Source organism: Microbispora sp. ZYX-F-249, assembly GCF_039649665.1.
GTDB classification, from domain to species: domain Bacteria; phylum Actinomycetota; class Actinomycetes; order Streptosporangiales; family Streptosporangiaceae; genus Microbispora; species Microbispora maris.
On sequence record NZ_JBDJAW010000006.1, the window covers coordinates 142,793 to 155,446 of the forward strand.

Annotated in this window: 14 protein-coding genes; 4 read left to right on the top strand and 10 right to left on the bottom strand. The window is 71.0% G+C overall.

The window, feature by feature from the left end; all coding sequences use genetic code 11:
* Positions 1–68 precede the first annotated feature (68 nt).
* From AAH991_RS10235 to AAH991_RS10250, 4 genes are read right to left on the bottom strand one after another with little or no spacing between them, the layout of a single operon-like run.
* Positions 69–530, bottom strand: coding sequence for a hypothetical protein (locus tag AAH991_RS10235; RefSeq protein WP_346225526.1), 462 nt, complete (start codon positions 528–530; stop codon positions 69–71).
* Positions 523–1,104 (bottom strand): hypothetical protein, encoded by a 582-nt coding sequence (locus tag AAH991_RS10240; protein WP_346225527.1) that lies wholly within the window; start codon positions 1,102–1,104, stop codon positions 523–525. The genes AAH991_RS10235 and AAH991_RS10240 overlap by 8 nt, the downstream gene beginning before the upstream one ends.
* Positions 1,101–1,931: a hypothetical protein gene (locus AAH991_RS10245; protein ID WP_346225528.1), complete on the bottom strand. Its 831-nt coding sequence runs from the start codon at positions 1,929–1,931 to the stop codon at positions 1,101–1,103. The genes AAH991_RS10240 and AAH991_RS10245 overlap by 4 nt, the downstream gene beginning before the upstream one ends.
* Positions 1,932–1,948: 17 nt before the next feature.
* Positions 1,949–3,286: a hypothetical protein gene (locus tag AAH991_RS10250; RefSeq protein WP_346225529.1), complete on the bottom strand. Its 1,338-nt coding sequence runs from the start codon at positions 3,284–3,286 to the stop codon at positions 1,949–1,951.
* 56 nt (positions 3,287–3,342) lie between these two features.
* Here AAH991_RS10250 and AAH991_RS10255 point away from each other — a divergent pair, with 56 nt between their 5' ends.
* Both AAH991_RS10255 and AAH991_RS10260 read left to right on the top strand, forming a co-directional pair.
* Positions 3,343–3,597 (top strand): hypothetical protein, encoded by a 255-nt coding sequence (locus AAH991_RS10255; RefSeq protein ID WP_346225530.1) that lies wholly within the window; start codon positions 3,343–3,345, stop codon positions 3,595–3,597.
* Between the two features lie 87 nt (positions 3,598–3,684).
* Positions 3,685–4,341 carry a hypothetical protein gene (locus AAH991_RS10260; RefSeq protein WP_346225531.1) on the top strand — a complete coding sequence of 219 codons (657 nt, stop codon included), beginning with the start codon at positions 3,685–3,687 and terminating at the stop codon, positions 4,339–4,341.
* 61 nt (positions 4,342–4,402) lie between these two features.
* Here the strand turns inward: AAH991_RS10260 and AAH991_RS10265 are convergent, their stop codons facing one another.
* Positions 4,403–6,241 (bottom strand): phosphatidylglycerol lysyltransferase domain-containing protein, encoded by a 1,839-nt coding sequence (locus AAH991_RS10265; protein ID WP_346225532.1) that lies wholly within the window; start codon positions 6,239–6,241, stop codon positions 4,403–4,405.
* Positions 6,242–6,461: 220 nt separating this feature from the next.
* Between AAH991_RS10265 and AAH991_RS10270 the strand changes: the two genes are divergently transcribed.
* Positions 6,462–6,710, top strand: a complete 249-nt coding sequence (locus AAH991_RS10270) for a hypothetical protein (RefSeq protein WP_346225533.1) — start codon at positions 6,462–6,464, stop codon at positions 6,708–6,710.
* A 72-nt stretch (positions 6,711–6,782) separates the two neighbouring features.
* Here the strand turns inward: AAH991_RS10270 and AAH991_RS10275 are convergent, their stop codons facing one another.
* The 4 genes from AAH991_RS10275 to purN form a co-directional block, all read right to left on the bottom strand.
* Entirely contained in the window at positions 6,783–7,628 is an 846-nt protein-coding gene (locus AAH991_RS10275; protein WP_346225534.1) for a bifunctional methylenetetrahydrofolate dehydrogenase/methenyltetrahydrofolate cyclohydrolase, read from the bottom strand.
* A gap of 25 nt (positions 7,629–7,653) precedes the next feature.
* Positions 7,654–7,803, bottom strand: coding sequence for a hypothetical protein (locus tag AAH991_RS10280; protein ID WP_346225535.1), 150 nt, complete (start codon positions 7,801–7,803; stop codon positions 7,654–7,656).
* 144 nt (positions 7,804–7,947) lie between these two features.
* Positions 7,948–9,489 (bottom strand): bifunctional phosphoribosylaminoimidazolecarboxamide formyltransferase/IMP cyclohydrolase, encoded by a 1,542-nt coding sequence (gene purH, locus AAH991_RS10285; RefSeq protein WP_346225536.1) that lies wholly within the window; start codon positions 9,487–9,489, stop codon positions 7,948–7,950.
* Positions 9,486–10,142 carry a phosphoribosylglycinamide formyltransferase gene (purN, locus tag AAH991_RS10290; RefSeq protein ID WP_346225649.1) on the bottom strand — a complete coding sequence of 219 codons (657 nt, stop codon included), beginning with the start codon at positions 10,140–10,142 and terminating at the stop codon, positions 9,486–9,488. The genes purH and purN overlap by 4 nt, the downstream gene beginning before the upstream one ends.
* Before the next feature lie 167 nt (positions 10,143–10,309).
* Between purN and AAH991_RS10295 the strand changes: the two genes are divergently transcribed.
* The gene (locus AAH991_RS10295) at positions 10,310–10,714 is read left to right on the top strand and encodes a hypothetical protein (protein WP_346225537.1); all 405 of its coding nucleotides are present in this window, start codon (positions 10,310–10,312) and stop codon (positions 10,712–10,714) included.
* A gap of 127 nt (positions 10,715–10,841) precedes the next feature.
* On the opposite strand, the gene AAH991_RS10300 is transcribed toward AAH991_RS10295, so the two are convergent.
* Positions 10,842–12,482 carry a cell division protein PerM gene (locus tag AAH991_RS10300; protein WP_346225538.1) on the bottom strand — a complete coding sequence of 547 codons (1,641 nt, stop codon included), beginning with the start codon at positions 12,480–12,482 and terminating at the stop codon, positions 10,842–10,844.
* Between the last annotated feature and the right edge of the window lie 172 nt (positions 12,483–12,654).

Here is a 12,654-nt window from a genome sequence, read left to right on the forward strand (position 1 = left end):
CCGTCCCACCCCCGGCGGCCGCTGGAGCGTTCCCAGGACCCGCGCCGACGTACGTCTGCCGATCGCCGTCATGCCTCGGCGATCACTTGGGTCAACGCGGCGAGAAAGGCCTGCGGGTTCATCACCGCCACCAGGTAGTGCTCACCGCCCCGCCCGCCGAATTCGACGGCCTGCATGCCCACCGGGACGTCGTACCCACCGCCGAGCAGGCGGGGTCTCCGGCCGGTCGCGGGCGGATGGAGCGTGATGTCGGCGACGGGCAGCGTGTGACGGCCCACGCGCAAGGTCCGGGACGTCAGGGTGATGGCGTTGTAACGGCGTTTGCTCAGCGAGACCAGCCCGGGGATGGAGGCGATGCCGAAGAACAGCGGGGTCAGGACGAGCACGGCATCGAGCGGGATCTCATGATGCTCCGTCCAGTAGTCCCAGCAGGACCAGATCAGGAGCGCGGCGCACAGCGCCCAGGGCACACCGAGCCACAGCTTCGGCTTACCGGGCCGTTCCACGTAGACGATCTCGGCGTCAGACATCGCCGTGTCCCGGGTGAAGGTATGAAAGAACGCCGAAGACCGCCGTCTGTGTGATGGTCAACCCGGTCCTGTCGGCGCCTTGCAGGACAAGGGCCAGAGCGAGGTCGGCGGGTTCGGCGGCCGGCAGTACGGTCACACCGACCGTCGAGCTGCCGAAGCGGTTGCGCTGACGCACGAGCGGGCCGCGTTCGGCGTCACGCAGTTCCTCCTCGCCCGCACCGATCCGGAGGTATGTGTAGCCGCGGTCTCCCAGCCCTATGGAGATGCCACGGCCTTTCTTACCGAGAGAGCGCCGGTTCCACGTGAGGGTCGCCCGGAGCCCGCCCACGCTGAGCCGTGTCCGCTCATCGATGAGGATGAGCCCCCGCTTCAGATCGTCCGGATGGGTGACCGACGCCTCGGGTAGCCCCGGTGCGGTGAGCGTGGCCTGCCGGGGAACCGTCCCCACTGTGACGGCCACTTCTCCGTATCGCCCCGCCGTACCTGTCAGGGAGAGGTAGGTGGTCTGCCGCTCGGCGGAGCGGAAGGGCATCCGCCGTACGAGATCGAAATTGAACTCGTGCACGTCGTTCACCGTTTCGTCGCAGCGGGCAGTCGATCGAGCCTGGGGAGGAGTCCGGTGATCAGCTCCCAGACGCGTGGCACCTCGGTGAACACCAGCCGGAGCTCGCTGTCGGGTGTCACCGTCCCCGGCAGGATCGGCTCGGCGGGGTGCTCACGCAGCCAGTAGCCGAGTGGTCCGCAATCGAGCACCGTGATACCGCGAATGTCGGTTCCCCTGCCTTCCCGGTTCTTCCACGCCGCGGTCATCCGCCAGTTGCCGTTGAGCTGCAACAGAAGACGGGTGAAAACCGTCAGTTCGGGATCGGCGAGCCCGCCCTCGGCGGCCAGCGCCGCGCGCAACCGCTCGGCGGCCTTCTCCACGTCGTCGGTGCCTACGTCGGCAAGCGCCACGAATCCGGCATCCATGGCACCGATCGTCGTGGTGATGACCGCGGCCGCGGGTGGCTTGGCGCCCCTGTCACGCAGGCCCACCGCTCGCGCCAATGACCACACCAGAGTGCTGAGATCGGTCGGGACGTACTCCGACTCCGGTTCGCCCGGCCACCCCTCGTACACGTAACACGCGTCGTTGCCGATGACCGCGCCGTGGTTCGTGGTGCCCTGACCTCCGGTCATCTCGATGTGGACGAGCACGATCGGTTCGGCGAGGGCATGCGTCAGGTCGGCGAGCTCGGGGATGACGGCGTCGTCGTCACCGATCAAGCCGGCGTCCCGCAACTCCTTCCTGCCGTTGATCAGGTCGGCCGTGACCGGCATCTCCTGGTGAAAACAGCCAAGGACCCCCAGATGGGCGGGGCCGAGCCGGAATCGCTCACGTGCGCTGTCGAAGGACGGCATCAGTCGATCTCCCTGCGCTAGTCGAAGGGGTTGAGGCTGCTGAAGACCTTTTTGGCGCCGTCGCCGATCGCCTTGCTCACCTTTTCCGCACCGGCCTCGATGTCGTCCCAGTGTTCGACGACCTTGGCACCGACGTAAACGGCACCCGTGATGACGGTAGCGCCGATGGTGACGGGATTAGGGCAGATCATCGCGGCGGTAAGAGAGGCGTTGAAACCCACCTCGGCGATATCCGCGACATAACCGGCGCCGTTGCGCTTGAACGCGTCGACCGGATCACCCTGCGAGATGACGTTCGCCGCGCTGTACCCGGTGGAGACGACCCCGCCCACGACGCCCAGCGCCCGGAAAGCCCCGGCCGTCCGGGCCACCGTTCCCAGCCGGGTGAGAGCGGTGGGCTCGACCTTCAGGACCGCGGCGGCGGCCTCCATCTTTTTCGGGTCCGCGGTGGCCGACCAGACCTTGAGCAGGCTGGCCTGACTGGAGACACTCACGGCCTCGCCCGAGTGGGTGGTACCACCAAGCAGAGCGGCCAGCTCATTGTTTCCGAAGGCCAGGTTGAGGAAGTTGTTCACCCTCGCGCCGGCGAGCGCCCGCCCCGCACTCACGACTCGGTTGACCTGGTCCATCTCCGCGTACTCGGGGAGCATGGACACGTAGTCGCGGTAGAGACCGCTTTTCATGAACAGCCGGCGGGTGAGGCTCGCGACTCCGGTGCCCGGCGCGGTCGCCGACCTCGTCGGCAACGTCCACGCGCCCCCTGTCAGTTTGCCGATGAGCGGACGCGAGACGTGGTTGTTCAGCAGCAGGCGGTTGAGTGACATGGCCTGGGTGGTGACGATCGGGACGGTGGCGGCGACTCCTTTGGCATCACCCATGGTCTTGAGGACATTGGCGACGGTCGCCTCGTGCGGTTCGAGGGCCGGGATGGCCTTGCTGATCGCGGCGGCCTTCAGCCGCGTGAGGTAGTCGTCCAGCGACTCACCGGACTTGCGATGGAAATCCGTATTTCCAGTTCTGTTCGCCCAATCCGCGACCGAATTGACGGAAATGAGAGTCGCGGGGTCGATCTTGTCGCCGTTCGCGACGATTTCCAGCGGCGGAAAGCCCGCCCACACGAGCCCGGCGAACGGGTCACCGGTCTGCAGTCGTCCAATCGCGGCCCGGCGCCTCAGGTCCTTGGCCGTGTCGCTCCCCCAGCCGGGCATTTCCCGGAGCGAACCGACGATTTGAGAGGCCTGCAGGGGCCAGGCCCGCTTAAAAACCTCATCTGCCGACCGATTCAGGTCGTCCATAAGGCCGGCTAAGCGTTCGAGGTCCTCGGGTCTGAAGCTCCGCGTGACGCCTTCCCCCATGCGGCGGGAGCTTACCTGTAACTTATCCTCCTATAAAGCGATTGAGAGGGGAAAACGTGGCATCTCCGCCCGAGGTGCGGGAACTCGAGAACAGAGCCGCCAAACTTCGGGAATTAGCCGGTGATGTGGAGAAACTGGTCGACCGCGTGAACGGCATGGCGGCCACCATGGAGTGGTCGGGCCCGTTGACCGACCGCGTACGCGGCGAGATCGGAACCTGGAAGACACGCTGCGGCACGGTGGCGGCTCGTCTCCTCGACGAGGCCGATCGGCTGCAGCGCGAGGCCCGCGACCTGGCGAACAAGCACTGACGGGCCCACGAAACCCAACGAACTGCCGAACAAAATCCGCGAAGGCCCCGTCGAACGGGACGTCAACCTGAAGGCAAGGAGTGCGGGATGCGCAGGGTTATGACGTCGGCGGCGGCGGCCGCCGCGGTGACAGTGACGGCGATGGTGCTGGGCGCCGGCCAGGCGGTGGCGGCGCGGGCGACGGCCACGGCGCCGAGCGCGGGCCAGGCGACGGCGAAGCTGCCCAAGGGGTTCCTGCTGGACGAGGCCAAGGTGGACGGTCCGCGCAGGCCGTGGGAGCACCTGAAGCTCACCGACAGCCTGACGAAGCCCCTCGAGGTGAACCCGTGCGGCCGCAGGACCGCCGACGACGGGCGCGGCGCGAGCCGTACGTTCACCTACCTGGCGGAGACCATCTACCGAAGTGAGCAGGTCGTGCTCTACCCGTCGGAGCGGGCCGCGAAGGCGGCGATGCGATCCGTACGCGCCGACCTGGCCAGGTGCGGCACGGGGGGCCGCGGCCACGACCGCTACTCGTACCGCTGGAAGAGCACCGGCATCGGCGACGAGGCCCTCCGGATCGGCGGCTTCTTCTTCGAGAACCGGTCCCGCTCGGTCATCGTCCGCAGGGGCAGCGCGGTGGCGGTCTACGTCAGGACCGGCCTGGTGACCAAGAGCCTCCCGGTCTCCCAGTTCCGCCCGCTGATCAAGGACGCCCGCACGATGGCCGCCAAGCTCTGCGACCTTCCCGGCGTCTGCGGGTAGACCCGGCGGCCGTGCATCGGACGGACGGGCGCCGGCTCACTTCTCGCCGTCACGAGTGCGGTCAGGCCGTTCTGCGGCTTTCCGGTGCGCCGTCCGGGCCGCTGTCACCGCCGGCGACAGCGTCGGGGAGGGGGCGGAGAACGGGGGCCTGACGGCGGCGCCGCCGCAGCAGGCCACGCGCCCACCGGAGGCCCGGGGGTGCGAGGAACGCCTCCGCCATGAGCGTTGCGACGCCGATGCGCGGCAGATCCCGGGCGGCCGGATAGACGAGGAAGCGCGGCTCCCACACGGGCCGGAACTTGGCGTTGAAGCGGTACAACGACTCGATCTGGAACCAGCGGGACAGGAAGACGAGGACGCCGCGCCAGGCGCGCAGCACCGGTCCCGCCCCCAGCCGCTCCCCCCGCGCCAGCGCGGAGCGGAACATCGCGAAGTTCAGCGACACCCTGGTCACACCGAAGTCCGGCGCGGCCTGCAGGGCCCGCACGATCAGCAGCTCGTTGAGCCCGGGGTCGGCCTCGCGGTCGCGCCGCATGAGGTCGAGGGAGATGCCGTCGGCCCCCCAGGGCACGAAACGCAGGACGGCCCGGATGTCCCCGCCCGGGGTCTGTTCCTCCCCCGGCGCGGCCGTCCGGTGGGCCGTGACCACCAGGCAGCCGCCGTCGGCGGGGTCGCCGAACCGGCCGAGCGCCATCGAGAAGCCCCGCTCGGTCTCGGTGCCGCGCCAGAGGTCGGCCACGTCGCCGATATGCTCGCGCTCCGCCTCGCTCAGGTCCCCGGCCCGCCGCACGCGGCAGGTGTAGCCGAGGCGCTCCACCCGCTTGACCATCTGACGTACGTTGCGCAGGGCCCGGCCTTCCAGCGTGAAGCCGGCCACGTCCACGACGGCCTCGTCCCCGATCTCCAGCGCGTCGAGGCCGCCCTCCCTCGTCCACGCCTCGCCGCCCGCCTCGCCGCACCCCACGACGGCCGGGACCCACGCGTGCCGCCCGGCCTCCTCCAGAAACCGCCTGATCGCGCCGGGCCAGGCCTCCGGGTCGCCGATCGGGTCGCCGCCGGCCAGCATCACCCCCGCGACGACGCGGTAGGCGACGGCGGCCTTGCCGCTGGGCGAGAAGATCACGCTCTTGTCCCGGCGGAGCGCGAAGTATCCGAGCGAGTCCTGCCTGCCGTACCGGTCGAGCAGGGCGCGCAGGCGCCGTTCGTCGTCCTCGCTGAGCGCCGCGACCGGCCGTTCCGGCCGCAGGGCCAGGTAGATCGTGGTGACGGCGGTGAGCGCGCCGAGCCCGGCGAGCGAGAAGTAGACGAGGTCGCCGGCGCGCTCGGACGTGAACACGACCGGCCCCTCGACGCCGAACAGACCGAGCACGACGTGCCGGACCTGGTCGCCGAAGCCCGGGTGACCGGCGACCGTACGGTGGTGGGAGGCGACGAGGATCCAGCCGATCACGACGTCGAACGCACCGAGCGCCAGCAGGTTCCACAGGGCCCGCCAGCGGGAGCGCGGGTCGGACAGCGCGTAGAACTCCCCCTTGGCGGCGACCAGCACCGCGAACAGGAGCAGCGACACCGATGCCGCGACGGGGTGCCGCCAGCGCAGCCCCTCCAGCGCGGCGTCCACCGGAAGCAGCACCACGACCGCACGCCAGGCCCGTGCCTTACGTCGTCTGAGGGCGTGGGCAAGCATGATCAGCAGGATTCCGACCAGCAGCGACGCCGTCTCGGCGAGCGTCGTGACGGCGCCCGGCAGGACGCTCGCGATCTCGCCGATCCTGCTCGCGCGCAGGCTCGGCACCAGGCCCCTGACGATGTCCAGGATGCCGATCAGCAGCGCGGCCCAGGCCGCCAGCCCCGGGACCCGAGACCGCAGATCATGCGCGCTTCGCGTCCGATAGCTCACACACAGTGACGATATGTCATGATTTATCGGGTCAGCAGCCGGAATTCCGATTCTTGGATCGCGCTTGACGCGGGCCCGGCGGCATCCGGCCTCTGCCGGATCGACGGCCGCTGCGCCGAGAAGAGGACATGGCGGCGCCGCGGAATCCACCCGGCGGCGGACGCCGGATCAAGGACAGCGTTGACGACCGCGCGGGGACGCCGTTCCTACTGTTCGATCCATGATTTTCACCACGAACACGTTCCGCCGCGCGGCCGCGGGCGCCGCTCTCGTCCTGTCCGCTCTCGCCGTCGTCCCCGCCACCGCCGCGCAGGCGGCGACACCGCCGGCGTCCGCCGCCGCTTCCAGCACCACTTCGGGCGTCTACGGCCCCTATTGGGACCTGCGCTACTGCGTGCCCCAGATGGAGGTGTACCCCGGCTCGTACTGCTTCCTGCGGAACGGCCGCTGGTACCTGTACATCCCGTGATCGGCGGACTCGGCCCGGCCGCCACCCCCGCGACAGGAGCCGCGGGAGGACCGGCCGGGCAGGTCCGGTGGATCAGCGCTGTTCGGCGGCCTCGACGACGTTGGCCAGCAGCATGGCCCGGGTCATCGGCCCCACCCCGCCGGGGTTGGGGGCGACGAAGCCCGCGACCTCGCGTACGTCGGGGGCGACGTCGCCGGTGAGCTTCCCGTCGACCCTGGAGACGCCCACGTCGAGCACGGCCGCGCCGGGCTTGACCATCTCGGCGGTGACGAGGTGGGGCACCCCGGCCGCCGCGACGACGATGTCCGCCCGGCGCACGTGGGACGCCAGGTCCTGGGTGCCGGTGTGGCAGAGCGTCACGGTGGCGTTCTCCGTCCGGCGGGTGAGGAGCAGGCCCAGCGGCCGGCCCACCGTGATGCCCCGGCCGACCACGACGACCTCGGCGCCCTTCAGCGGCACGCCGTACTCCTGGAGGAGGACCACGATCCCGCGCGGGGTGCACGGCAGCGGGGCGTCGACCATGTGCACGAGCCGGCCCAGGTTGACGGGGTGGAGACCGTCGGCGTCCTTGGCCGGGTCCATGCGCTCGATGAGCGCCTGCGTGTCCAGGTGACGCGGCAGCGGCAGCTGGACGATGTAGCCCGTGCAGGCCGGGTCGGCGTTCAGCTCGTCGACCGCTGCCTCCACGTCCGCCTGCGTGGCGCTTTCCGGCAGGTCCTTGCGGATGGAGGTGATGCCGACCTCCGCGCAGTCGCGGTGCTTGCCCCCGACGTAGATTTGGCTGCCCGGGTCGTCACCGACCAGGATCGTGCCCAGACCGGGGGTGATCCCCCGGGCCGCCAGGGCCTTCACCCGCTCCGCCAGCTCATTCTTGATCTTGGCGGCGGTCGCCTTGCCGTCGAGAACCTGCGCGGTCATGGCACTTCCCGTCCTTCCGAATGCGTTACTGTCCCCCCTCCCGGCGCTCGATGATCCGCCGGGTGAAGGGGATGAACTCCACGATCCGCCAGCCGAAGTAGGCGGCCAGGGCGGCGATGGGCAGCAGCGCGATGGGGCTGTTCCATATGCCGTTCATCGTCGCGAAGGAGCTCATGATCATATCAAGGGGCATGGAGGGGCTCCGGGGAGAGGTGGGGTGAGCGCTTCAGGCTAACCGCCCCACAGGGGTGATCGTGCCGTTTTCGCCCCATCCATCCCAGCGGCCGCCCCTCCCTGGCGGTACGTCCGGACTTCCCGATCAGTGGAAGAAGTGCCGGGTCCCGGTGAAGTAGAGCGTGATGCCCGCCTCCTTGGCCGCCTCGATGACCGCGTCGTCGCGGATCGAGCCGCCCGGCTCGACGATCGCCTTCACCCCGGCCTCGGCCAGCACCTGCAGGCCGTCCGGGAAGGGGAAGTACGCGTCGGAGGCGCCGACCGACCCGGCCGCGCGCTCACCCGCCCGGGACACCGCCAGCCGGGCCGAGTCGACCCGGTTGACCTGGCCCATGCCGACGCCGACGGTCGCGCCGCCGGAGGCGAGCAGGATCGCGTTGGACTTCACCGAACGGCAGGCCCGCCAGGCGAAGGCCAGGTCGGCGAGCACCTCGGGCGAGGCCGCCTCGCCGGCCTTGAGCTCCCACGTGGAGGGGTCGTCGCCGGGCGCGTCCACCCGGTCGACCGTCTGCACGAGCAGGCCGCCGTCGATACGGCGATACTCGGCGGCGTTCGACGGCCCCTGCGGGCAGGCGAGCAGGCGGATGTTCTTCTTCTCCCTGAGCACCTCGAGCGCGTCGGCCGCGAAGGACGGCGCGACCACCACCTCGGTGAAGATCGGCGCGATCTGCTCGGCCAGCGCGCGGGTCACCTCGCGGTTCACCGCGATCACTCCGCCGTACGCGGAGACCGGGTCGCACTCGTGCGCCTTGCGGTGCGCCTCGGCCACGTCGGCGCCCACCGCGATGCCGCAGGGGTTGGCGTGCTTGATGATGGCCACGCACGGCTCGTCGAAGTCCCAGGCGGCCCGCCAGGCCGCGTCGGCGTCGACGTAGTTGTTGTAGGACATCTCCTTGCCGTGCAGCTGCTCGGCGTTGGCCAGGCCGTCCTCGCCGCCGGTGTAGAGGGCCGCTCCCTGGTGCGGGTTCTCGCCGTACCGCAGCGCTGCCTTGCGCTTCCACGCCGCGCCCATGAAGGACGGCCAGTCGCCCTCGGGCGCGTACACGTTGGCGAACCAGGACGCGACCGCGACGTCGTAGGCGGCGGTGTGGGCGTACGCCGTGGCGGCCAGCCTCCTGCGCTCGGTCAGCGTGAAGCCGCCCTCGGCGACCGCGGCCAGGACCTCGCCGTACGCCGCGGGGTCGACGACCACGGCCACCGTGCCGTGGTTCTTGGCGGCGGCGCGGATCATCGCGGGCCCGCCGATGTCGATCTGCTCGACGCACTCGGCGTCGGAGGCGCCGGAGGCGACCGTGGCGGCGAAGGGATACAGGTTCACCACCGCGAGCTGGAACGCCTCGATCTCCAGCTCCTCCAGTTGCTTGACGTGGGCGGGGTTGTCGCCGTCGGCGAGCAGCCCGGCGTGGACCCGCGGGTGGAGGGTCTTGACCCGTCCGTCCAGGCACTCGGGGAATCCGGTGAGCGACTCCACCTTCGTGACCGGCACGCCGTAGGAGGCGATCGCGGCGGCGGTGCCGCCGGTCGACACGATCTCCACGCCCGCGGCCTCGAGCCCCCGCGCCAGGTCTTCGAGACCCGTCTTGTCGTAAACGGTGATCAGCGCACGGCGGATGGCGATGCGGGTCACTTCGTCGTCCTTCCTGGTGTCGGGCCGTGTCCGGCCTCTCCTGCGACTCGCCCCGGCCCGAGGCGGACGGTCCGCCCGGTCAGGGTCCAGCCCTCACGGGCCATGCGGCCCACCGTCTCGACGAGGAGGCCGCGCTCGACGCCCTTGATGCGCTCGTGCAGCGACTCCTCGTCGTCCCCCTCCCGTACGGCCACCGCCTCCTGGGCGATCACCGGGCCGGTGTCCACGCCCGCGTCGACGAGGTGGACCGTGCAGCCGGTGACGCGGACGCCGTACGCGAGGGCGTCGCGCACCGCGTGCGCGCCGGGGAAGGCGGGAAGCAGCGCCGGGTGGGTGTTGACGACCGGGAACGCGCCGAGCACGCGAGGACCGAGGATCTTCATGAACCCGGCGGAGACCACCAGGTCGGGCTTGTGCTCGGCGATGCGCTCGGCCAGACTCTCGTCCCACTTCTCCCGGTCGGGGTGGTCGCCCACCCTCTCGACGAACGTGGGGACGCCGGCACGCTCGGCCCGGATCAGGCCCTCGATGCCGGTACGGTCGGCCCCGACGGCCACGACGGTCGCGCCGAACGCGTGGTCTGTGGCCGCATCCAGCAACGCTTGCAGGTTGGTCCCCGAACCCGAGACGAGGACGACGAGCCGGAACGACAGGGCGGAACTCCTTCGTGAGCTGCCTTCGTTTTGCAGGTGATTGCCGGGAGATGGTTCCTTAGAGAGTGGTCGAGCGTGGAGGGCCGTCCCTCAACGCAGCTAAAGCGTATCGGGCGCCGGCCATCACGACTGACGACGGGCTATGCGGAACGCGAGGCGAGGAGACCGTGACTACACCCCTAAAGACGCCGGCCCCTGCGACCGGAGGACGCAGGGCTCTCGTCCTCGCCCTCATGGCGCTGGTGTTCACCCTGATGCTGCCGGCCGCCGGGCTGGCGCTGTCCATCTTCGCGATCGTCATCGCGATCCACGACCTGCGTCTGCTGAACCGTGAACGACGCGGGATCGGCATGGCGACCGGAGCCGTCGTGCTCTCGTCACTCGCGTTCGTCCTGGGGCTGGTGACGACGGGATTCCAGCTCTACTTCTCCGACGAGCTCAACGCCTACACCGAGTGCCGCAAGGGTGCGGGGACGGTGACCGCCCAGCAGGAGTGCTCCGACCAGCTCATGCGGGCGTTCGAGCGCAAGCTCGGGGTGGCCTGGCCCGCCGGCGTCCCCGCCCCCGCCTGAGACGCCTGCCCGCTGCGGCGTGCCGGGCGCGCCCTTCCCTCCGCCGCGTCCCGGGGACACGTTGTCCGGCCCCGCCGTCGGCGAGGTCGTCCTCGCCGCGTCCGTCGCCGAGTGGCCGGGGGAGGGATCAGTCGCGGTCCCAGGCGTAGGGATCGACGTAGATAACGTGACCCCCGCGGTCGTCGGTCTCGTCGACGATGTCCTTGCGCGGCTCCGGCGGAGGACTCGCCGCGGGCTTGCGCGGCGCGCCGGGATCACGGGAGGTGCCCCCGGGCCGCCGCGCGCTCATGTCGTCGAACGTCTCGGCCGCCGCGGCGGCGTGCTCGTCGGTCCAGTCGTCCCTGATCACCGGGATCGGCTGCGTATCCGCCTCGGTGGCGTCCAGCCAGTGGCCCGGCAGGTGGGCGCCGCGGGCGGGCCGCACCCGGCCGGCCGCCTTGGCGATCACGGCGCCGGCCTTCCGCACCGGCTCGGGCGGGGTGGCCGGCCTCCGGGAGATCAGCCACCAGTTGGCGATGCCGGCCGAGATGCCGGCGGCCACGCCGACCTCGAGCGCGACCGACAGCGCCACCTCCCAGGGAGACGGCCCTACTGCGGCCAGGCCCGCCCCGCCGAGCGGGCCGCCCGACAGCGCGGCGAGCGTCCCGGCGACGAGGCCGGTGGTGACGCCGCAGACGAACCCCCACAGGGGCGCGGCCTCGAACGACGGGGTCGGCGCGACACGGGCCGTCACCACGCCGGCGACGGCCCCGGCCGCGAACGGCACCGCGATCACGCCCATGACCCAGGCGGGCGCCGCGCCGGACGACGGCAGGGCGCCCAGCAGCGGCAGCATGGGCACCGCGCTCAGCTTGACCCCGGTGGGCGCGACCAGCGTTCCGGCGCCCACCGCGAAACCCGGCCCCGAGATGTAGGCCATGCCCCAGATCACCGCGTTGAAGAAGTAGAGGACCTCCAGGAGCAGGAGCAGCAGGCCGCCGACCACTCCGGGGCTGAGGACCTCCGACATCTGCTCGATCCTGGCGAAGTTGACCACCACGGCCCCGAGGACCAGCACGGCCCCGGCCAGGAGCATCACCGAGATCGCGACGGCCGTGCCGGAGACGAGCGACCGTGGCCGCTCGGGCAGCAGGCGCAGCATCGACCGCCACGGCCCGATCGTGCGGGCGGTGGCCACGGAGCCGGTGACGAAGGCCAGCAGCAGGTGGCTGACCAGCGCCTCCCCCAGGAACGGCCGCATGATCTCGTTGCCGGAGACCAGGGCGATCACCCCGGCGAGCAGCGCGTACGGCGCGGCCAGCGAGATGCCGGCCTGGGCGATGAGCACGAGCTGGGCGCGGCGGCGGGCGTTCTCGACGTCGCGGGGCGTGCCCTTGGGCAGCCGGGCCGGCATCCGCAGCCGCAGGTCGGCGTCGCGCGCCATCCACAGGCCGGCCCGGTAGAGCAGCGCCCCGGGCAGGATCATCAGCCCGATGGGCAGCAGGCCCACCCGGCCACCGGGGATCGCGAAACCGGCGTGGTGAGCGGCGAGCCAGAGCTGGCAGGCCGTACGGAAGACGCCGGGCAGGCCCTCGCCGAACGGCCCGCGAGGCGCGGCCATCCAGCCGATGAGCGTGACCGTGGTGAGCACGGCGAGGCCGACGCCGAGCGTCCCGACCGCTGCCAGCATGCCGGAGACGGGGAGCGGACGGCGGGTCTCCTCGTCGTCGCCGCCCCGGCCGAGCACGGCACGGGGAGCGGTCCTGAATTGATCGAGAAGGCCCGTCACGCTACCGCATCATCCCAGCCCCGCCGCTCTCCTCCACGACGCCACGCCGAGGAGTACGCAATCCGGACGCATCGGCGCGCGTAGCGGCAGGGGCCGGAGACGACCGCGACCTTGCACTCGCACCGCCGGAGCGGTGGGAGTGCAAGGGAGTCGACCAAGGTCGCGGACGACA